Source organism: Aurantibacter crassamenti, assembly GCF_016811105.1.
Taxonomy (GTDB): Bacteria; Bacteroidota; Bacteroidia; order Flavobacteriales; family Flavobacteriaceae; genus Aurantibacter_A; species Aurantibacter_A crassamenti.
In genome coordinates, this window is sequence record NZ_JAFBGM010000001.1 from 1681018 (window position 1) to 1702541 (window position 21524).

Annotated in this window: 18 protein-coding genes; 10 read left to right on the forward strand and 8 right to left on the reverse strand. The window is 35.0% G+C overall.

The annotated features are described in order from the left end of the window. Positions 1-112 precede the first annotated feature (112 nt). From JQC67_RS06780 to JQC67_RS06825, 10 genes are all read left to right on the forward strand, one after another. Positions 113-1102: a DUF4861 family protein gene (locus JQC67_RS06780; protein ID WP_203252073.1), complete on the forward strand. Its 990-nt coding sequence runs from the start codon at positions 113-115 to the stop codon at positions 1100-1102. Between the two features lie 11 nt (positions 1103-1113). Then, positions 1114-1530, forward strand: coding sequence for a cupin domain-containing protein (locus JQC67_RS06785; protein ID WP_203252074.1), 417 nt, complete (start codon positions 1114-1116; stop codon positions 1528-1530). A 93-nt stretch (positions 1531-1623) separates the two neighbouring features. Next, on the forward strand, positions 1624-2865 hold the full coding sequence (locus JQC67_RS06790; RefSeq protein WP_203252075.1) for a glycoside hydrolase family 88/105 protein: 1242 nt from the start codon (positions 1624-1626) through the stop codon (positions 2863-2865). 15 nt (positions 2866-2880) lie between these two features. Then, positions 2881-4314, forward strand: coding sequence for a GntP family permease (locus tag JQC67_RS06795; RefSeq protein WP_203252076.1), 1434 nt, complete (start codon positions 2881-2883; stop codon positions 4312-4314). Beyond that, a complete protein-coding gene (gene garD / locus JQC67_RS06800) occupies positions 4314-5852 on the forward strand; it encodes a galactarate dehydratase (RefSeq protein ID WP_203252077.1) in 1539 nt (512 codons plus the stop codon). The genes JQC67_RS06795 and garD overlap by 1 nt, the downstream gene beginning before the upstream one ends. 101 nt (positions 5853-5953) lie before the next feature. Continuing rightward, complete coding sequence (kdgD, locus tag JQC67_RS06805) at positions 5954-6865, forward strand: 5-dehydro-4-deoxyglucarate dehydratase (protein WP_203252078.1); 912 nt, start codon at positions 5954-5956, stop codon at positions 6863-6865. A 22-nt stretch (positions 6866-6887) separates the two neighbouring features. Beyond that, positions 6888-7973: a pectinesterase family protein gene (locus JQC67_RS06810; RefSeq protein ID WP_238934512.1), complete on the forward strand. Its 1086-nt coding sequence runs from the start codon at positions 6888-6890 to the stop codon at positions 7971-7973. 4 nt (positions 7974-7977) lie between these two features. Then, positions 7978-8712 carry a rhamnogalacturonan acetylesterase gene (locus JQC67_RS06815; protein ID WP_203252079.1) on the forward strand — a complete coding sequence of 245 codons (735 nt, stop codon included), beginning with the start codon at positions 7978-7980 and terminating at the stop codon, positions 8710-8712. 36 nt (positions 8713-8748) lie between these two features. Then, positions 8749-9738: an alpha/beta hydrolase gene (locus JQC67_RS06820; RefSeq protein ID WP_203252080.1), complete on the forward strand. Its 990-nt coding sequence runs from the start codon at positions 8749-8751 to the stop codon at positions 9736-9738. Between the two features lie 104 nt (positions 9739-9842). Beyond that, complete coding sequence (locus JQC67_RS06825; protein WP_203252081.1) at positions 9843-11024, forward strand: sialidase family protein; 1182 nt, start codon at positions 9843-9845, stop codon at positions 11022-11024. Between the two features lie 9 nt (positions 11025-11033). On the opposite strand, the gene JQC67_RS06830 is transcribed toward JQC67_RS06825, so the two are convergent. The 8 genes from JQC67_RS06830 to JQC67_RS06865 form a co-directional block, all read right to left on the reverse strand. Further along, a complete protein-coding gene (locus tag JQC67_RS06830; RefSeq protein ID WP_203252082.1) occupies positions 11034-12374 on the reverse strand; it encodes a pectate lyase family protein in 1341 nt (446 codons plus the stop codon). 76 nt (positions 12375-12450) lie between these two features. Beyond that, entirely contained in the window at positions 12451-13881 is a 1431-nt protein-coding gene (locus JQC67_RS06835) for a pectate lyase family protein (protein ID WP_203252083.1), read from the reverse strand. A gap of 32 nt (positions 13882-13913) precedes the next feature. Continuing rightward, positions 13914-15167, reverse strand: a complete 1254-nt coding sequence (locus JQC67_RS06840; RefSeq protein ID WP_203252084.1) for a hypothetical protein — start codon at positions 15165-15167, stop codon at positions 13914-13916. Between the two features lie 99 nt (positions 15168-15266). Then, the gene (locus JQC67_RS06845) at positions 15267-16088 is read right to left on the reverse strand and encodes a type 1 periplasmic-binding domain-containing protein (RefSeq protein WP_203252085.1); all 822 of its coding nucleotides are present in this window, start codon (positions 16086-16088) and stop codon (positions 15267-15269) included. A 347-nt stretch (positions 16089-16435) separates the two neighbouring features. Next, complete coding sequence (locus JQC67_RS06850) at positions 16436-17920, reverse strand: nucleoside hydrolase-like domain-containing protein (protein ID WP_203252086.1); 1485 nt, start codon at positions 17918-17920, stop codon at positions 16436-16438. A 132-nt stretch (positions 17921-18052) separates the two neighbouring features. Continuing rightward, on the reverse strand, positions 18053-19321 hold the full coding sequence (locus JQC67_RS06855) for a sensor histidine kinase (RefSeq protein ID WP_203252087.1): 1269 nt from the start codon (positions 19319-19321) through the stop codon (positions 18053-18055). Further along, complete coding sequence (locus tag JQC67_RS06860; RefSeq protein WP_203252088.1) at positions 19318-19995, reverse strand: response regulator transcription factor; 678 nt, start codon at positions 19993-19995, stop codon at positions 19318-19320. Before JQC67_RS06860 ends, JQC67_RS06855 begins: the two co-directional genes overlap by 4 nt. A gap of 57 nt (positions 19996-20052) precedes the next feature. Further along, complete coding sequence (locus JQC67_RS06865) at positions 20053-21507, reverse strand: apiosidase-like domain-containing protein (protein ID WP_203252089.1); 1455 nt, start codon at positions 21505-21507, stop codon at positions 20053-20055. Between the last annotated feature and the right edge of the window lie 17 nt (positions 21508-21524).

Sequence of the window (21524 nt, forward strand, 5' to 3'; positions counted from 1 at the left end):
GGGTTTGACGGGAGAATCTTAGTCGAACCCCTTTTTTTAGCCCTTACATTTTATTAGAGTAGTACAATCTTAAATTAGATTTTAAACCTAAATGTTCAAAATACCAACATTAATGATTTACAACCGAACACTATATTTAGTATTGATTTTGTTAGTAACAATTTCATGTAAAGAGAAATCTAAAAAGCAAGATGTGCAAAGCATCAAAGATGAGATTGCAAAAGTTGCCAAAACATATGCCGAAATTTCTATAAAAGAAGGTGGTAGCTGGGAAGGAACAGAGTATATAGGTGATAATTTTAGTTTTAAAAATGTTGATTTTTTAAAGGCACCTGATAGTTTAACGGACCATTCCTATTTTGTTCGATATGAAGGTCCTGGATGGGAAAGTAATAAAGTTGGGTATCGCTTGTATTTTGATTGGCGAAATGCCATTGATATTTTCGGGAAGAAAGTTGATACTATGGTACTTTCAAAAGTTGGGTTAGATAATTATGATTCATATCATGAAGAAGCTCCTTGGGGGCTAGATATATTGAAAGCTGGTAAATCTTTAGGTCTTGGTTCTTATGGTCGGTTTGACGGTGAGAAAAATGTTGAACATTTTAAAGAACTTGAATCACGCACTGTTCAAATTCATAATTCGGAAACTAGTTCAGGAATTACCGTCAATTATTATGGATGGTCAGCGTTAGATCAAAAAATTGATTTAAAGTGCAATCTTACTATTGCGCCTGATTCGCGTATAACTAAAGCTACTTTGACACCTTCAGTAGAATCTAACGGACTTAGTACTGGATTTGTAAAGTTTGAAGGAATAGAACTTTTAAAGAAGGAGCATGAAAACGGTTGGGGTTATATAGCAACATACGGAGAGCAGACTTTAATTCCTGATAATTTAGGAATGGTTATTTTTTATAAAATTGAAGAGGTGGAAACTCTTGCTGAATCTGAGTTTGACCATTTAATAGTTTTCAAGCCAACTGCATTACCAATTACCTATTCTTTTGCAGCAGCATGGGAGAAAGAAAAAAACGGAATCAAAACCGAAGCTGAATTCATAGCTTATATAGATGAACAGTTGAACCTATTGAATAATTAATAACCACTATTATGACCAAAATTGTATTTGCATTTTTATTCGTAGCATGTACCAGTTTATATGCTCAAGATAAAGATTTTACCTTTGAAGATTGCGTTAATGAATTTAATGTAGATGACAGTAAGCCTACGAAAGTAGGATATCAATATTGGTTTGCTGATAAAGATTTTCTTGACGGTAGAACTTTAAAAATGAGTGTAGTTGAACCACACAAGTCTACACATGCGCCTCACCAACATCCTGAAGATGAATTCTTTTTTGTCTTAGAAGGAACAGCGGAATTTTTTCTAGATGGAAAAACTAAAAAAGTTGGGCCATATACGAGTTTATATTGTCCGTCCAATTCAATGCATGGTATAAGTAATGTAGGTGATACAATGCTTAAATACCTTGTCATTAAAAAGTATCAACAAAAAGAAACTGAGTAATAAATATATTATTTAAATTCAGTCAACTTATAAAAGATATATCCATTCGATAGTCAAATTATACCAGTAATTTTAAGTAATAAATAGTAAAAAATGAAAACTAGAGCCAGATATTATTCAATAGCAATTATAATTTTGACTTTCGCTTTTGTTAGTTGTAAACAAGCAAAGAAAGAAACAGTCACCGAGGCAGAATCTAAAACAACAGAAGTTGTTTCAAAAGATGCTAAGTGGTCAGAACGTATGGCACTTTCTGAAATATATCGTTTTCCAGATCCAACCTTATTAGATTTTCAGAAGAAATCAAGATGGAGCTATACCAATGGTCTTGTATTACAAGCAATGGCAAAAGTGTATGAGGAAACTGGAGATCAAAAAATTTACGATTACATCTATGATTATGCAAATAGAATGATCAAAGAGGATGGAACAATTGAAACGTATAAAATTTCCAATTATAATTTAGACATGATTAAATCTGGAGATATTATATTTTGGCTTCAGCAGAAAAATCCAACCCCAAGATTTAAAATGGCTATGGATACGTTGCATCAACAATTAGAAGATCAGCCTGAAACCTCAGAAGGCGGATATTGGCATAAAAAAAGATATCCACATCAAATGTGGTTAGATGGTGTTTTTATGGCTGAGCCATTCCATGCGAAGTATGCGCTTGAGTATTTAGAAGGTGATGAGGCGAATAAAGTGTTAGATAAAATTGTATTGCAATTTGACTTAATAGAGAAGTATGCTAAAAGTTCTGAAACGGGATTGTATTATCATGCTTGGGATGAAAGTAAAGAGCAAAGATGGGCAGATAAAGAAACGGGTCTATCAAAGCATTTTTGGTCTCGCGGCATGGGTTGGTATGGTATGGCTTTGGTTGATATATTAGATTATTTACCTGAAAGTCACCCAGGTAGAGAGCGTATAATTGGTTATCTTAATGGCTATGCAGAAGCAATCGTAAAATATCAAGATGAAGGTGGTGCTTGGTGGCAGGTCTTAAATTTTCCCAATCGTGAAGGCAACTATTTAGAAGCTACAGGTACTTGTATGTTTACCTATACATTGGCAAAAGGAGCAAACAAAGGTTATATTTCAAATGATTATTTAGCGTATGCTAAAAAAGGCTTTGAAGGAATTATAGATCAATTTATTAGCATAGAAAGTAATGGAGTTATAAATTTAAACAAATGTTGTGGTGTAGCCGGATTGGGCGGAGATCCTTATAGAGACGGTACATATGATTATTATATAAATGAAATTATTCGCTCAAATGACCCTAAAGGTACTGGACCTTTTATGATGGCAGCAAAAGAGTTAGATTTATAGTAAAAATAACAAACCATGGATCCGTTATTGATTATTTTAATAGGTACAGCAACGGTTCTTATTTGTATAATTAAATTAAAACTACATGCGGCTGTATCGCTACTATTCGCCGCACTGATTACCGCACTATTGACTTCCCCAGAGCAAATCATGGCATTTGCTACGTATCAAGAAATGGGAGAAAAGGAAGCTCAAGCTTTAATGAATATGAGTTTGGGTAAGCGACTTGCTTCGGCATTTGGTAATACAAGTGGTAAAATAGGAATTCTTATAGCATTAGCTTCTATTATAGGTGCAGGGCTCATGCGAAGTGGTGGAGCGGAAAAAATCATTAGGGCACTATTGAAGTTATTCGGAAAGAAAAATACATCAGTGGCACTACTTTCAGGTAGTTTTGCTTTGGCTATTCCGGTGTTTTTTGATACTGTATTTTATCTGATGATTCCATTGGTTAAAGCGGTAGGTGTGCGAAATCCTAAAAAATTCGGGCTGTATTTAATGACCATAATTGCAGGTGGTGTAATGGCACATTCTCTGATTCCGCCAACGCCAGGCCCGCTATTTGTAGCTGAAGAAATGGGCATAGATTTAGGGGCCATGATTATCGGGGGTCTTTGTGTTGGTGCAATTACAGTAATCTGTGGTTATATATATGCAATCTGGGCTAACAAACGGTGGGATCTTCCCATGCGCGATACGCCTGAAATGAAAATTGATGATTTAAAACAATTTTCAGAAAAAACATCTGAAGAACTACCTTCGTTATGGTTATCGCTTTTGCCAGTTCTTTTACCAATCTTACTCATTACCGGAAATACATTTTCACGAATGGCTTTAGATTCCGCAGGTAATCAAGCGAGTGATTTACAACGTCAAATTGCCAGTATATTTTCAACATTAGGTGATGCTAATATTGCATTGTTTATTTCTACAATTATCGTTTTGTATTTGCTGTGGAAACGTTTAAAGGATATGGTCTTATTTAAAAAATTTATTTATGAGGCCTTAAGCGGAGCGGGTATGATTATATTGATTACCTCAGCTGGCGGTGCTTTTGGTCAAATGTTACAGCAGACAGGTATCGGAATTCGCGTAGGAGAATTGGCAGCCAATTATCAAATGGCAATTCTTCCACTAGCTTTTTTTATAACTGCAGGTGTGCGAACAGCACAAGGTTCTGCAACAGTGGCAATGGTAACTGCTATTGGAGTAATTGGTAGTATAGGTCAAGCTGATTTGGCATTTCACCCAGTTTATTTGGCCTTGGCAATTGGTTGTGGCTCAAAAATATTTGCTTGGATGAATGATAGCGCCTTTTGGATTATAACTAAAATGAGTGGGATGGAAGAAAAGGAAACAATTCGATTTTTTTCAATTCTGTTGATGGTTATGGGTTTTTCTGGTTTGTTCGCTGTTATGATCTTATCAAAATTATTACCTTTCGTTTAATGGTTGCAAGCAACGACATTCTTATAAAAGCATCTGATGCTGACAATGTCGGTATTGTTGTAAACCCAAAAGGTTTGCAAGTAAATGATGTAGTTGCTGACGGTTTAAAATTGTTGGAGTATGTTCCGATGGGACATAAAGTTGCACTAAAAGATATACAAGCAGGTGGTGAGATTATACGCTATGGTCAAAAGATTGCCTATGCCATCAAAACCTTAAAAGCAGGAAGTTGGGTAAATGAACTCAATATATCGTTACCTGATCCGCCAATTTTAGATTTAATTTCCATCGGAGAAAATTCGTTTCCAAAAATTGAAAAGTTAACCGGATATACTTTTGAAGGGTACCTGAATAAGGATGGTTCAGTAGGTACAAAAAACGTTCTTGGCATAACTACAAGTGTGCAATGTGTTGCGGGCCTTACAGAATATGTTGTTTCAAAAATTAAAAAAGAGCTTTTATCTAAGTACTCTAATGTAGATGACGTAGTTGGTCTTACACATTCATATGGTTGTGGAGTTGCTATTAACGCGCCCGCTGCAATTATTCCCATTCGTACCATTAAAAATATTGCAACCAACCCAAATTTTGGAGGTGAAGTAATGGTCTTAGGTTTAGGATGTGAAAAACTACGGCCAGAAAGTATCGTTCCAGAAAATAAAAACGAAGAAGGGGCGAGTACTATTTTGTATATGCAAGATGAAAATTTTCATGGTTTCTCAGAAATGGTAAAGGGCATAATGAAAATAGCAGAAAACCATTTGCGAAAATTAAATCAGCGAAAACGAGAAACCTATCCCATTTCCAATTTAGTTGTAGGTATGCAATGTGGTGGAAGTGATGCATTTTCTGGAATTACAGCAAATCCAGTAGCTGGTTTTGCTTCAGACCTTATTGTGCGAGCTGGCGGTAGCGTCTTGTTTTCAGAAGTAACCGAAGTACGAGATGCTGTACATTTATTAGTACCTAGAACTACTGAACCGGAAGTAAGTAGGGCTTTGTTAAACGAAATGAAATGGTATGATGAATATTTGTTAGCTGGTCAAGTTGATCGAAGTGAAAATACCTCGCCTGGTAATAAAAAAGGAGGCTTGAGTACCATAGTTGAAAAATCACTCGGCTCCATTGCTAAATCAGGTACGAGTCCTATTGTAGACGTTATTCCACCAGGTGATAAATTGAAGAAAAAGGGTCTCAATTTTGCAGCAACACCAGCTGGTGATTTTGTTTGCGGAACGCTACAATTAGCTGCCGGAATGAACGTACATGTTTTTATGACCGGCCGTGGAACGCCATACGGTCTATCAATGGTTCCCGTTATTAAAGTTTCTTCCAATTCTGAATTGTCTAATCGTTGGTATGACTTAATTGATTTTGATGCCGGAAAAGTAGCTACTGGTCAGGCTACTATTGAAGAATTGGGTTGGGAGTTATTCCATCTTATTATCGATGTAGCTAGCGGAAAAACAGAAGTGGCTTGTGATAAATTAGGGCTACATAATGATCTGGTGTTATTTAACCCAGGGCCGTTGACTTAATATTTAGTTCTTAATTGTCAATGTGTTTTTATAAATTAGGTGTAATTATTTATACAAGAGAGAACTACATTCAATTTGAAATAAAATAAAATTACGAGATTATGTTTGATGAAATTAAAGGGGCTTTAGGTGATGGTTTGCTTTCATTCCCAATTACGGATATGGATGCTAATGGTAATTTTGATTCTGATAGTTTTACAGATAGAGTTAATTGGTTTATGCAGCATGAAATATCAGCAGTTTTTGTGGCTGGTGGTACAGGAGAATTTTTTTCTATTTCAAAAGATGAGTACCAACAGATTGTTAAGATTTCAGCAAAAACAGTAGGTGGTAAAGCTCCGGTAATATCAAGTGTAGGTCGAAGTATTCCAGAAGCTATTGAGTTTGCTAAAATTGCTGAAGAAGCCGGAATTGATGGATTATTATTGATGCCTCCGTATTTAACGGGTTGCCCTCAAAGTGGTCTTATTGCCTATGCGAAGACCATCATGGAAAACACTAAATTACCCGTTGTATATTATAATAGAGCCAATGGAATTTTAACGAGTGATTCAGTAAAGCAATTAGCTGATGCTTGTCCTAATTTCATCGCTTTAAAAGACGGTACAGGTAATATGCAAGAGCTTAATGAAACTATAAAAACGGTTGGTAATCGCTTGACTTATATTGGCGGTGTACCTACAGCAGAAATTATTTCTGAAGCCTATTTAAGTATTGGGGTAAATACCTATTCATCAGCAGTTTTTAATTTTGTACCTGATTTGGCAGTTTCATATTATAAGGCGCTACGTAAAGGTGATGCGGCTAGAGTTCAAGAAATAATCAAATCATTTTTTATTCCATTTATAAGATTAAGAAGTAAAAAGGCAGGGTATGCAGTAAGTTTAATAAAAGCAGGTGCGCATTTAATCGGAAAACCAGCCGGGGATGTTAGGCTGCCTTTAGAAATGCCAAATCAAGATGAAATAAAAGAGTTAAAAGGGTTGATTAAAATTGCTGCTGATTTAGTTTGAAGTAAAACCTAAAATTCCACTTTTGAAATTCCACCTTTATTTAATTGTTTTTTCTGCATGCTTGTTTACTTTTCATTACCAAAATTTCGAGGTTTCTTTGAAAGATATGGTGACATCTAAAAACCATATTTCATCTTTGAGTGAAAAAGACGATTGTAAAGAACAAGAAAGTGATTTTATAGCTGTTAAACTTGATATCTACAATATTGTAGTGGCTAAAGATGGTTCGGGTGATTTTAATACCATTCAAGCTGCGATAAATAGTGCTAAAGGATTTCCTGATAGGCGTGTTACGATTAAAGTGAAAAATGGAGTTTATAAAGAGAAAGTTGAGGTCTACGAATGGAATTCTAAAATGAGTATCATCGGTGAAGATCGAGAAAAGACAATTGTAACCTATGATGATTATTTTGATAAGTTAAATTTAGGTAGAAATAGCACTTTTCATACACCAACTTTTTTAGTGCAAGGCAATGATTGTTATTTGGCAAATATTACAATTGAAAATTCTGCAGGCGAAGTCGGGCAGGCGATAGCGCTATCAGTAAATGCCAATAGAGTGATGGTTGAGAATTGTTCAATTGTAGGTAATCAAGATACATTATATGCAACTGGTGAGGGGTTTAAACAATACTATAAAGATTGTCACATAGAAGGTACAACCGATTTTATTTTTGGTCAAGCAACTGCTTTGTTTGAAAATTGCAGTATCAAGAGTAAGTCAGAATCTTATATAACAGCTGCCTCAACCCCAAAAAGAATAGACTTTGGTTATGTATTTATGAATTGCAAATTAATTGCTGATAATGGTATTTCAAAAGTGTATTTAGGAAGACCATGGCGTACCTATGCTAAAACAGTTTTTATAAATTGCTACTTAGATAAGCATATTAGTGAGGAAGGTTGGAATAATTGGGGAAATAAGAATGCAGAAAAGGAGACTTTATATGCAGAATATGCTAGTAGTGGTCCGGGTAGTAATTCTTCAAAACGGGTTTCATGGTCACATCAATTAACGAATTCAGAAGTACAAAAATATTCCATTGAAAATATTTTAGGTGATAACATCGCAACAGAAAGAACTTGGTATCTTCAATTAGAAAAGTAACATTATGAAAATCGTCTTTATTCTATTCATGTTTTTATCTGTCGTTTGTAATGCGCAACAGACTACCATTTATTGTATTGGTGATTCCACAATGTCTGATAAGGAAAATCCAGAAATTAACCCAGAACATGGTTGGGCGCAAGTTTTGCCTCAGTTTTTTACCGATGAAGTTTCTGTTGATAATAGAGCAGTAAACGGGAGAAGTACAAAAAGTTTTATCACTGAGAAAAAATGGGATTCAGTCTATTCAATTTTAAAACCTCAAGATTATGTTTTTATTCAGTTTGGTCATAATGATCAGAAGGTAAAAGATTCAAGTCGATACACTAATCCGCATACAACATATCGTCATAATTTAATACGTTTTGTAAATGAAACTCGTCAAAAAGGAGCTACTCCCATTCTTTTTTCATCAATCGTTCGTAGAAATTTTAATGAGCATGGTACCTTAATAGATACACACGGTGCATATCCATTAGAGGCAAGGTTAGTAGCGCTAGAAATGGAGGTGCCATTTATAGATTTACAGTATTTGACAGAAGTGTTAGAGACTTCATATGGGCCATATGAATCAAAAAAGTTACACCTTCATTTTAAGCCAGGGGAACATCAATATTATCCAGACGGAAAAGAAGATAATACACATTTGTCGAAAGAAGGAGCTTTAGCAATTTCTGATTTAGTTATAAAAGAAATTACCGCTTTAAATCTTCCTTTAGCTAAATTAATAAGACAATAGAATTGAAATGATAACTATTGTTTCTAAACTAATTTTATGAAGTTGAAAATTTCATTTTATGGTATAATTATTATACTAGTTTTTGGCCTAAACACTGTTCAATCTCAAAATTATAAAGGTGTTACTGGTATACGTGATACTTCATATACTACTGCCTCTGCATTTCAAAATGATGTAAAAAAGCATCCTGATATTAAAGTAGTAGAGGCATTTGATTTTGAAATGGTCGGGGAAGAAAAAAATATCACCTATTGTTCAGTTGGTAATCGAAAACTGCAATTAGATATGTTCCAAAATATTGGTGAACAAGACAGTTTGCGAACTGCGGTTATTATCATTCACGGAGGTGGGTGGCGCACAGGTAACCGAACACAACATTATCCTTTAGCGCAAAAGCTAGCTAATTTAGGATATGTATGTTTCACCCCTGAATATAGATTGTCTACTGAAGCTTTATTTCCAGCTGCGATTCATGATTTAAAATCGGCAATTCGTTGGATTCGTAAAAATTCAAAAAAATATAGAATAGACCCTGAGAAGATAGTTGTTTCAGGTTTCTCTGCTGGGGGTGAATTAGCTGCTTTTTTAGGAACAACTGCAAACATGCCTCTTTTTGAAGGTGCAGGTTGCGATGGTGAAATTTCATCACACGTAAATGCCATTATTGATATGGATGGAACTTTGTCTTTTGTACATCAAGAGAGTGGTGAGGGTGATGATAGTCGTAGAATTTCTGCTGCCACCCACTGGTTTGGTTATTCAAAAAAAGAAAATCCAGTATTATGGAAAGCAGCTTCCCCTTTAAGTTATGTAAATTCTAAAACTCCACCGACATTATTTATAAATAGTTCAGTAGCTAGAATGCATGCAGGAAGAGAAGATTTTATAAAGGTTTTGACGGAGAATAACATCTATTCTGAAATTATTTCTTTTGATACAGCACCGCATTCTTTTGTGTTATATCATCCTTGGTTTGAGCCAATGGTAAAAGGAATAGATGATTTTTTAGAAAAGGTATTTAAGTAGTGGGAATTATAAATTCTAATTGAAAATAAAATAACAGTATATTTAAATATTCCCTCCGAAAGTGTTTTTTTAGGTAAATAATAATTGGACAAAATTGTATGTAAATGTATAGAGAGAATCAACCAAAGAAATTGCAATTAGTAAGCCTGATATTTGTAATTGTTATGTCTAGTAGCTTTAATGTTTTTGGGCAAACCGATGGTAAACAAATTCAGCATGAGATTGTTTTTGCAGAAGATGGAAAATATGCCGGATGGCCAGCAAATCATGGTGTTTGGTCATGGGGAGATGAAATTTTAATTGGTTTTGTTTTGGCTGATTATAATGAGTCTACTAAAGGTTTGCATACCTATGAAATTCCTTCTTCTAGAAATAGATATGCTCGTAGTTTGGATGGTGGTGTTACTTGGAAAATTACCGATGCCTATAAAATAGGACAGAAAGCTTGGGGTCATGATAATGATATAGTTCCAGAAAAAGCTGTGGATCCTGTTGTGTTAACAAAGCCGATAAAGGATTTTACAAACCCAGAATTTCTACTAACTTTTCTAAGGCATAATAATCACGACGGACCTTCTCATTTCTATTTTTCTAACAATAAAGGCTTGTCGTGGGAGGGGGCTTTTAAGTTTCCTAATGTAGGATTGCCGGGAATTGCAAACCGTACAGATTATGTTGTGGACGGAAAACAATCATTAAGCGTTTTTGTAACAACAGCAAAATCAAATAAAAGGGAAGGTAGAGTTGCATTAGTTAGAACCACGGACGGCGGTCTTACCTGGAATTTGGTATCGTATATTACACCAGAGCACGAAGGGTTTGATATTATGCCTTCTTCAATTCGACTTTCAGAATCGGAATTATTAACCACTATTAGAAGTCGAATGAAAAACGGATTGAACCTAATTTCTAGCTATAAATCAAATGACAACGGTAAAACTTGGAAACGACTAAAAGATCCAGCTCCAGACACTGGTAGAGGAGGTTCGCCACCAGCATTAACCAAATTGAAAGACGGCCGATTGGCTTTGGGTTATATTAATCGAAGTGAATATGGCTCTCGTGTACACGTTAGATTTAGTGACGACAACGGAGAATCTTGGAGTGATGAAATTACACTTCGTAGTGGTGAAGGGGCAAATAGAGATGTTGGTTATCCGAGAATAGCACAAAGGGCAGACGGTAAGTTGATATTGGTATATTATTGGAATAATACGCTGATTGAAGGGTCAAAACCGTACCGATATATTGCCGCTACAATTTTTGACCCGAACGACTGGAAGTAATTTTATTGATTAGTTTTTAAAATCGTTCAAATAAGTTTCTAGCATAGTATATCCATCTTTGCCAATTTTGTTTCTATCTGAAGCATCATTAGGATTGAGACTGTTTTTCTTTTCCCAATCATCTGGGATTCCGTCTTTATCAGAATCAATCGGAGCTGGAAGTGATTTTAAAACGGGCCATCCACCAATGTCATCCTGACTTTTAATGATTTTGCCCGTACGGTTTTTTACGTTGTTTACAATACGCGTATCAACAGCATCACGTTTGGGTAGAATAGCACCTCCTTCTTTTAATACGCGTTGGTACGATACAGTAGCATCTTCTTTATTTACAATGCCAGTTTCGAATAGGTTTATTTGCTTATAATTTTCAATGTTTTCATTTGTCCAATGATCACGAAACTTTACTAAGTTCCATTGGTTGGTAGGAATTTTTTCATTGTAGTAATTTCCATCAAAATAGGCCTTGTTATAAGTTGATCCTGTTAAATAAGCAATTCCTGTATCTTTTGAATCGTATCCTGGTATTAAATAATTTCCAACATAATTTAGACGAGTAACACTAATAGAATCCTGGTTATAACCCGCATGATTACCACCCCAATTATAAATAACGTTATTTCGGAAATCTAGTAACAATCCCATGGGGTCTTTGTCATACGAATTCACATTATAATTTCCTGGTCTAGGGTTTCGACCATGATTATTCGCATAGAGATTATGTAAATAACTGTATTTAGCATCCCCAGTTCCACGAATTAATGATCCATAACCATGGTTGTCAACATTCAAACCTTCGGTAATAAAGCACCATTGAACTGTAACACGGGTTAATGTTGGATTTCTAGTAGAAGTAGAAACAGCTTCATCTAAACTCCAACTAGCTGAGCAATGATCAACTATAATATCTTCTCCAACAGATATATCGATTGCATCTTTACCTTGATTAGTACCGCCCGCTCCAAATTTTTCATCTCCCGGTCGAACACGAATATATCGTACGAGAACATCATGTGTCAAAATTTTCAAGGTTTCACCTTTTAAGCAAATTCCATCGCCAGGTGCTGTTTGGCCTGCTATAGTTATATAAGGGTTTTTGATATCTAATCTTTGCTTTAGTTCAATAGTGCCTGATATGCCAAAAACGATGGTACGTGGCCCCTCTTTTTCAATCGCCCATCTCAGACTACCCGGCCCATTATCATTTAGATTGGTAACGTAAAAAACTTGACCACCTCGTCCGCCCTTAGCGTAAGCGCCAAATCCTTCGGCTGTAGGAAATGCTAATTGTTGAGCATAAAAATTGACTCCAATTAGAAATAGTATAATACTGAAACCTAATTTTTTCATTTTAAAATATTTTGTTGTGTTATACTAACTATTCAAATGACTCTTGATTATTTATCGACCATAAGGTTGGAGTCTATTAGTTAATACTATTTAAATATATTTCTAGCATCGTATATCCGTCTTTGCCAATTTTGTTTCCGTCTTTAGCGTCTTTTGGATTGAGCTTGTTTTTCTTTTCCCAATTATCTGGCATACCATCATGATCTGTGTCAGTAGGAGCAGAGATACTTTTCAGTTTTGGCCACCCACCTACATTATCTTGAGAATCAATAATACCCGAATTTTTAGATGCGTCTTTTACTTTGTGGTCGGTTTCATATGTTGGTCCTTCAAAAGTGGCAAATCCATTTTTAACTTCGTCAATGATACGAAGGTCTACAGCATCTCTTTTAGGCAAACTACTTCCGGCATGTTCAAGAACTGAATTATAAGCATCTTCAGGTTTTTGCTGTTTGATTGGCATTGCTGGCCATGGTTTATTGAGTTTTAAACCAGGAATTGCATCTAGATTTCGAGCTTTGGATTCTTGTATGCCTTTGATTGCTGTTAATGACGGAACAACGCCTTTCCAGTTATCTTTAGTAACTTCTTGGCTGCCTTCCATTACATTTTCAGCGATATACCATTTGCCATAATCTTTATCCCCATTACGAGACCATGGGTTGGCTAACTGGTATGAAACTTCTCCCACTACAGTGGCAGGTCCTGGTTTGTAATAATTTGCCACCATATTTATATTGGTGAAATTAAAACGGTCTTCTGCTTTCAATTGTACAACTTCTCCACCATAGGTGCTTTTGTATCCCCAATTGTACACCACATTATTTCGATAATCAGTATTGCCACAGCCCGAAGCGAAACGCGGATTTCGACTAGAATGGTTGGCAATTAAATTGTGGTGGTAGGTGCTATAGTCAGACCCCCAAATTCCTCCATAACCGTGATCACTACCTTTAGTGTGGTTAGATTCATAAAGACTTTCTGAGATTACCGACCATTGTACGGTTACGTTTTTACAATGGTAAATCGATAGTGTTTCATCAATGCTCCAACTTGCCGAAACATGGTCTAATATTATATTGTTGGTATACCTGCTAGATATAGCATCTGTTGCGTCACCAGACTCATCGCCAAGTCTTACCCGAATGTAGCGGATGATTACTTCATCTGCACGAATCATCAATGGTCGTCCTTTTAAAGTTATTCCATCTCCGGGTGCAGTTTGTCCCGCTATCGTGATGTTTGGATTCTTAATTTCTAAATCACTTTTTAAGTCAATGGTTCCAGATAATTTAAATACAACGGTTCTTGGACCAGAAGCTTCAACTGCAGCGCGAAGACTTCCTTCACCTGAGTCATTAAGATTAGTGACTTCGTATACGTCACCACCACGTCCTCCAACGGTAAATTTTCCATACCCTTCAGCAGTTGGAAATGCGATTTGTTGAGACCAAGTGGTCGTAAAAAATAATAAAAATGTAAGTGTAGTAAAAGAGAAGAATTTCATAAGAGTTGTTTTTTTGATGATAGTTATATGGTTTATAATCTTAGATTGACGATGTTATTGTAATTAGATCCAAAAGTATATCGTATTCCGAGCTCATAAGACATTTCAAAATTGGTTGCTAATTTTCTTTGCTGCAACAGTATGTCATCTCTTGATGTTTCACCTGCAGGAAGGTATAATTGGTCATGAATTAAATCAGTCTCTAGTTCTACGAAAAAGGACAACCCTCTTGCGACCCTTACCGAAATATCTGTTTCAAAGGATAATCTGTTTTTTGAAAAATCATGAAAGTAATGCGAACCTTCTAGTTGACTTTCAATTGCGCCCCAGGGTTGTCGGAGTATCAATGATATTCTAAGAGCTTCGGAGGCTAGCCACTCCTCATATTTATCGTAAATCGTTATTTCGTTATAATTTAAATAACTGGCCTTAAGATGATAAGCAAACGTAAACACTTTATTGTCTGATTTATCCCAAGGAAAAATATTATATTCTATGGCAGGTTGAAAAGTGGTTTCAGTATTAATGTTAAGATAAGATGAGGTTGAAAGTTCTCCAAAAATACCCACAGACCATCGTGGGTCAATTGAATATATTAATCTAGATTTTAGTTCAGCTTCTTCTCTTTTACTTGTTATTTCTTCATCATTATCACTAAAAATTTCAACGTCTAAATCATATGATATTTCCGACTTAAATTTGTACAAATCATTAACTCGATCAGCCTTTAAAGCAGTACTAAAAGAATATTCTTTTTTAGTTTTTTCCCCTTCAAATTCAGTGCCTATCTCAGTGCGAAAAATCCAATAGTCCCATGGGTCAAGTTCTTCTTCAAGTTCATGAGTTTCTTCGATATGATGTTGAATTTCTATTTCAGAAATGTCTGAGGTTCTAGACAAATAAGGTAGAAGACCAATATTGATTAACTTTAATAAACGTTCCCAATTTAGAATATCGGTGTCATCTTGTGGAGACATTACTTTTAATTTATAGTTTAAATCTGAGAACTGATTTGCGCCGATAAAATTTATAGTGTATTCGGTTCCACTACCTCCTGCACCTTGTTCTGTTACAAAAAGATGGATGTCGGCTAATTTTTGGTCTCTGACAAAATCTGTAATCTCGAGATTATTGCGAAAGAATGAAGAATCACAATCATTACAATCAAGGTAAATCTTGATTTTTCCATTTGTTGGTTCATCAGAAAATTCATTGTTAGAATCAATTTGTGAATAGCCGAATATGGATATAAAAGCAAATAGAATATTTAAAAATAATGGTTTCATGGTTGTGTTTAGGTACGGAGTGACTATTTAAATTGATCTAATTGTTTTGGAGTAAAAGGTTAGTTTTTGAATAGATATGCAGTGCAAATTTCTATACTATCATCGTTTTTTTACTTTCAGTACTTTTCCATTTTCGCCAAAAGTCACATACATCTGATCTTTTGATTTTCTTATTCTTAAGACATAAGTTGCTTTTCCATTTTCTTTTTTGAGGTCTGCATCCCGAATATCATAATCCTTATAATCACTAGATAAAGTATTCAATATAGCCTGTGGAATTTCTGCTTGTTTGAGGTCTTGGGTGTATTTCAGTATTTTTCCTTTGTCGTCAATGGTAAAATTGTAGTCTGAATCATTGATTTCACCTCTTATGATGTAGATGTTTTTGTTTCCTTCTTCTACATATTTAGAATAATCTATATCAATCTGGCCATGGTTGTTTGTAATAACATCTACAATCAATTTAGGAACTTCACTATCTTTTAATTCTTTTCTATATTTAAGTAATTTGCCCTTTTCGTTTACCCAAAAGAATTGGTATTTTCCGTCAATTTTGAATTTAACTTCGTAAGTAATCCTACTATCTCTTTCATATCTGTCCGCATCATTCACATCAAAATAAACAGCTCTGTCACGAATAGTTTTTAAAACTGATTTTGGTATTTCGCTCACATATAAATCTTGTGAATGCTCCAATATGCTACCTCTAGAATCCATTTTTAAATTGTGCGACTTACCATTTACCTCATATGCGATTTTGTAGAAGCCGCCATCCATTTTCCATTCGGCTTCTTTGGCGTTTGGGAACTTTAAGTGAAATGAATTTAATATTACTGCGGGTACATTATTTTGGTCGATTTTCTGCGTGAATGCACTTATACTAAAGAGTAACATTGCTAGAAATGTAAATGATCTGTTCATCTGTCCTATTTAATTTAAAACAAATGAACAACACGAATTTGGAAACAATTGGGAAAGATTCTGGAAACAATCTGGAATTGTTAAATTAGTTATAGTACTACTTAAGTTTAAATGTAGAACAAGAGTTTGTGGTAGTTGTTTTCAATGATTCATTAGTACGTAAAGTAGAATAAATTTATGCAACAATAATTCGCAAAATATACCTTTCCAAGCCAAATTAAAAACATTCAACTTTAGTAATTTGTTCCGAACATTTTGTTGCGGTCAAAATTAACAAGCCAAAATAGTTGACTTTTAACCTTGAATTTACTTGTTATAAAACAAGATTGTAGTAATGTTGTTAAATCTTATTTTTGAACATCAATTATAATGCGTTTATATCTTGTAAGGCGAGGAGTACCGTGGTCTGTTACCGCTAATATAATATGCATGGTTCCAGTACCCGGGGCCATCACTCGACTCCTTTTTATTTTTAACCAAGCTTTGGATTGATCATAGCTATTAATATTATGCTTTATTCCTGTGTTGGAGTTTGACATAGCGCGAGTACCTGCTTCTTCATAACAAAACCATTCAAACGAAAGTGCGTCACCATCAGGATCCGTTGAACTTGTAGCGCTAAGTTCTATTCGGTCACCAGGTTTTGCTATTATATATTCTGGATGGTCCAATTGAACCACAGGTGGGTGATTTGCTTCGTTGTATGATTTTATGGTCCAATCCATTCGTGCAGCGAAATCATTTTGATAAGCACTACGCCATCTCCAGATTGTTGCATGATTGGTGGTGTGCCATTCACCATCAAAGCCAAAAACTTCATCCTGAACATTCGTCCAAATTGGTCTTGTTTCTGGTTCTAAAAACCATTTTTCGTTTTTAGGGGTATATAGTTCATAACGGCCACCCCATCCACCCCAATCTGGGCGCTCGGGATTGCTTAAGCCATTGTTTATTAGATTGAAAAAGGATGGTGTATCTCCTTCCATCATAAATTTCCAATGCGGATACATAGCACCTAACGGGCCTTTACTTCGTACATTTTTATCGAGCCATTCATTTGTAACTAAAGAAAAATCAGCCCCGTCGAATCGTCCATGAAATTTATCGCCTCCAATAGCAATCCATGTTGCATGGTGAAAACCTCCACCCGCATTAACACCTGGTGTTACAATATAAAATAAGTTTGGGAATTCTTTGCGTATCCATGGGCCGCTATTATCTTGATCTGATATTGCATAAACGCGAAGTTTTGCTACAAATTTGGCTACCTCACTAGCTGATCTTGTCATACGCACTTTCCATAGAGCCTGAGCCAATACATTTGGACCACCCCAGACTGTTACCCATAAAGGCCTCTTATCTTCTTTGTCAACAACTTGTATTAGTTGGTTCGAACCTGGAGAATCTTTTCCTTCACCTACACCATCCATGCCACGAAACGGAATTCCCTCTGAAATACTTGCTGATAATTGTGTTTCGCTTGGATAGCCTTTTTCATGAATTTCCAGGTTATTTTGAATTTTTCCATATGCATTAACTATTTTATGGAGATATACTTTTTCAACAGCATTCTCTGATCCATATGGGGTAGCAATTAGTCCTTCAATGTCAAATTGATTGGCATAGGTCAATAAACGTATCATTGACATTTGATCATCTGGATCACCACCAATATCCGTTAAAACTACTAGACGATTTTTTTCTTGTGCTATAGATGAACCTGCTGTAAGCGCAATAAATACAAATAGTAAGTTCTTAAATGTGTATTGTATAGTATGTTTCTTTATAGTAAAAAATTGTAAATAATGAAGCTTTGCGATTAATTTTTCCATTTCAATTCTAGTTTTTATTTTATAAGAATAATTTTTTTATGTGCTTTATTATGCTGAATATATGCGTGATTTCTAATTCTATTTCGTCCAATATTTGGAGTAATAAGCTCGCTATTTTAAGCTGTCTTTAAACTAAATTTCAGATACTTTAAATACATGCCTCCCATTGTAATAATAAGTAATTACCAAGTTTGATACTTCGGTGATTGATTTGACAATGGCCAACCCTAAACCTGTTGAATTTTTCTGATTTGAATTCTTATTAAACCTCATGAAAATCTTATCGGAAGGAATTTCTTTTAATTCACTTTGGTTTTTAATCATAAAAGAGGATGATGTAGATTGAATTATTATTTCGCCGTCTTTTTGGTTATGAACAATTGCATTTTTAATCAAGTTTAAGACCAGCATTTCAGCAAGACTTTTGTTTATTTTCACTATCCAGTCTCCTTCTTGAAGATGGGTGATTTTTATATTTTGGTGGGCTGTAAAATCTGAAAAATCACGAATCACTCGGCTTATGAGCTTGTTGAAATTTACTTCTTCAGTAAGATTAAACTGTTGGTTCTCTATTTTTGAAAGTAATAGAAGTGATTTGTTTAAGCCAGACAGTCGTTGAAATGATTCGGTTATTTGACCAATTTTATTGATTTGTTCAGGCGATAAACTAGGTTCTTCGGCAAGTAGTTCAAGTTTGTTTATGCCAATTGCTAGTGGTGTTTGTAATTCGTGGGATGCGTTTTCTATAAATTGTTTTTGACTGTTAAATATTTCAACGTTTTTATTTAGTAGATTCTTAACCGATTTATTGAGTAAGTTAAATTCTTTTATATTCGTCTTAGTCAGTTCTTGGGGAACTTTTTTGTCAATTCTAAAATCATTCAGAAAGTTCAATATTTCATAAAAAGGTTTCCATGTATTTTTTAAGACAAATCTGTTTACAAACAAGGTGCTAATAATTAAAAACAGAAAAAGCCAGAGCAACGAGGTAATTATTTTTTCAATCAAATTCCCTTTATTTATTTCATGAGAAAGCACTTTTAACTCATAGTAATTACCATCAGAAGCAACAAATGCGGTGGTTAATAAACGCGCTTCATAGTTGCTATTCTTGAGATTAGAAAAGATTAAAGTATCGGTATACGTATCCCTAATTTGAAGTGCATACGTTTCGTTAATGTTTTTTATGCTATAACTTTTGTCTTGAAAACTAATTTGATCGGCAATAGAATTCTCGTTTATTAAATTGTCAATAATGGCAATTTTATGATTTGAAAGACCTTCATCAATTGTGTTTTTTACTTGGTCAAAAAGTTGGAAAAAAAAAAGAAAAGCCCAAAGCCCCACTGTAGTAAAAAGTATGGTGGAAAGAATTAATAAAGTGTGATTTATTAACTTCATTTCAAGCTTAATTTATAGCCCATTCCATACACCGAATTGATATCAATTTCAGCATTATGTGCGCGAAGTTTTTTTCGTAGATTTTTAATTTGAGAATAAATAAAATCGAAGTCGTTAGCCTGGTCAATATAATCGCCCCAAATATTTTCGGCAATTGCAGCTTTACTTACAATCCGCGATTTATTCATTGTAAAAAAAACGAGGATATCAAATTCTTTTCTGTTGAGTTCTACTGGTTGGTCGTTGATTAATACTAAACGTTCTTCTATATTGATTTTTACATTTTCCAACTCTAGAAGCGTTCGCCCATCAGATTTTTTTCGCCGAATAACAGATTTTATTCGAGCGTTTAATTCGGTAATATGAAAAGGTTTTATGAGGTAGTCATCAGCACCAAGATTCAGTCCTTTTACCTTGTCTTCAATTGAATCTTTTGCAGATATGATTATTACACTATCTTCTTTATCTAGATTCTTTAATTCTTGTAATAAGTCAAGACCATTTCCGTCTGGTAAAGAAATATCTAAAAGAATACAGTCGTAGTCGTAGGAAACGATTTTATCTAAACCAGAGTGAAAATTAGTAGCAGTTTCCACCACATAATTCTCACCTTCTAAGAATTGTTTTATCAATTCTTTCATTTCAGGTTCGTCTTCTACAACTAAAATTTTCATAACATGTTTATAGTTTGCTTTGTGCTATTCTATTAACATCAGTATTCAATTTTGGCCTTACATGTCACTTTGAAGTACCAATATTGCATCTTCCCATTTATTGGGTGGAATCATATCACGTGATTCATTTTCTTTAAAAGATGTTATGTTTACTTTCTTTCCATTTCTAGGATAAAACCAATAGGCTTTTGCTTCATTTTTTAAAATGTTGGTTACTGTACAGGCTGAATTATTCGCAAAATAGACAAGAGCCATATTATTTGATTCTGTAGTAACTGCTGTCTTTAGGCTTTCGCTTTCACCAACATTCGAAATTACATTTCCGTTTGGCACCCATTCGCTCCATTTATGATGTATTAAAAATTGCTTACCAATCTCAGCAACATGTTTAGCTCCTGGAAAATCCAAAGCTTGTTGCCAAGTATATCCACAATTATAATCGCCTTCATTTCCGCGCATTGCCCAAATTGGTCCAGCACCATAGGTATGTCCCGCTCCGCCAGCAAAAAATGTTTGGTAAAATTGTCTTCGAACGCGAACAGGTGTAACCCATCCACATTCATGGCGATACGTTCCATATTCGTACGAGCCTTCTAAAAATAAACTAGGTTTTGGGCTTTTTAATTGATAATCGTTTAGCATCATTCTGTAAACATCGTCTACTTCTTTCCATACTTCTACACCGTTTACATCTTGCCATACATCTTCATGAAACCATTGTGATGAGCCATAAGGGGAATCTCCATTTGGATGATACGTTAAAAACACCTTATCCCAAGCAGAATGTTTTTCATTCCAAGCTGGACTTTTGCCTGTAACACCTTTTACGATGCCTTCTGCCATTGCTCGGTAAATAGCTCGAAAATCATATTCACTGTACTTTTGATTTTTATCATAAGCAGCAAATTGTGCTTTTGTATCACCACCCATTACCCAAATAATATTAGGTTCTTTATTGTAACGGTTGCCTAAAAATGTACCAAAAGACTTAGCTTCATCAGCGGTATATTCCTTTGTATTCGTAACAAGTTCAGACGCCCAACAAGGCAGAAGAGCGAGATACATATTGCGTTTTTTAACAGCTTCAACAGCATAATCCATATGATCCCAATAATCATTGGGTGCAACAGATCTACCACCCTTTACTACTAAAGGTTCTGATGTATTTGGTGATTTTTCATCTCCAGTAAAAGGACGATGCCCGTAGGCATTGGCTGCATTATCAGGACTTCTTTTCATGCCTCCACCATGAGGCGACCAATGTGCAACGGTTTGAATGACGGTAAACCCAGCTGCTTTTCGGTTGTCTAAATACTGATCTATTTCTTCTCTTGTAAGTTGTTGAATCATTCCCCAACCAGTATCACCGACCCATAGAAAAGGATTTCCATTTTTGTGTTGAATATAATGTCCATTCGATGAAACTTCAAGTTCACCCTGTTGCCAAGGTGCTTGTGCGTTTATGGTTATTGTTGTGCAAACCAGAATGAAGAAATATAACTTTTTTAGCATATGGTACTCTGTTTTAT

Excerpts from the sequence above, each read along its gene's own strand:
- JQC67_RS06780 (WP_203252073.1), top strand. The coding sequence starts at position 113 with ATGATTTACAACCGAACACTATATTTAGTATTGATTTTGTTAGTAACA.
- JQC67_RS06785 (WP_203252074.1), top strand. The coding sequence starts at position 1,114 with ATGACCAAAATTGTATTTGCATTTTTATTCGTAGCATGTACCAGTTTA.
- JQC67_RS06790 (WP_203252075.1), top strand. The coding sequence starts at position 1,624 with ATGAAAACTAGAGCCAGATATTATTCAATAGCAATTATAATTTTGACT.
- JQC67_RS06795 (WP_203252076.1), top strand. The coding sequence starts at position 2,881 with ATGGATCCGTTATTGATTATTTTAATAGGTACAGCAACGGTTCTTATT.
- garD (WP_203252077.1), top strand. The coding sequence starts at position 4,314 with ATGGTTGCAAGCAACGACATTCTTATAAAAGCATCTGATGCTGACAAT.
- kdgD (WP_203252078.1), top strand. The coding sequence starts at position 5,954 with ATGTTTGATGAAATTAAAGGGGCTTTAGGTGATGGTTTGCTTTCATTC.
- JQC67_RS06815 (WP_203252079.1), top strand. The coding sequence starts at position 7,978 with ATGAAAATCGTCTTTATTCTATTCATGTTTTTATCTGTCGTTTGTAAT.
- JQC67_RS06820 (WP_203252080.1), top strand. The coding sequence starts at position 8,749 with ATGAAGTTGAAAATTTCATTTTATGGTATAATTATTATACTAGTTTTT.
- JQC67_RS06825 (WP_203252081.1), top strand. The coding sequence starts at position 9,843 with ATGTATAGAGAGAATCAACCAAAGAAATTGCAATTAGTAAGCCTGATA.
- JQC67_RS06830 (WP_203252082.1), bottom strand. The coding sequence starts at position 12,374 with ATGAAAAAATTAGGTTTCAGTATTATACTATTTCTAATTGGAGTCAAT.
- JQC67_RS06835 (WP_203252083.1), bottom strand. The coding sequence starts at position 13,881 with ATGAAATTCTTCTCTTTTACTACACTTACATTTTTATTATTTTTTACG.
- JQC67_RS06840 (WP_203252084.1), bottom strand. The coding sequence starts at position 15,167 with ATGAAACCATTATTTTTAAATATTCTATTTGCTTTTATATCCATATTC.
- JQC67_RS06845 (WP_203252085.1), bottom strand. The coding sequence starts at position 16,088 with ATGAACAGATCATTTACATTTCTAGCAATGTTACTCTTTAGTATAAGT.
- JQC67_RS06850 (WP_203252086.1), bottom strand. The coding sequence starts at position 17,920 with ATGGAAAAATTAATCGCAAAGCTTCATTATTTACAATTTTTTACTATA.
- JQC67_RS06855 (WP_203252087.1), bottom strand. The coding sequence starts at position 19,321 with ATGAAGTTAATAAATCACACTTTATTAATTCTTTCCACCATACTTTTT.
- JQC67_RS06860 (WP_203252088.1), bottom strand. The coding sequence starts at position 19,995 with ATGAAAATTTTAGTTGTAGAAGACGAACCTGAAATGAAAGAATTGATA.
- JQC67_RS06865 (WP_203252089.1), bottom strand. The coding sequence starts at position 21,507 with ATGCTAAAAAAGTTATATTTCTTCATTCTGGTTTGCACAACAATAACC.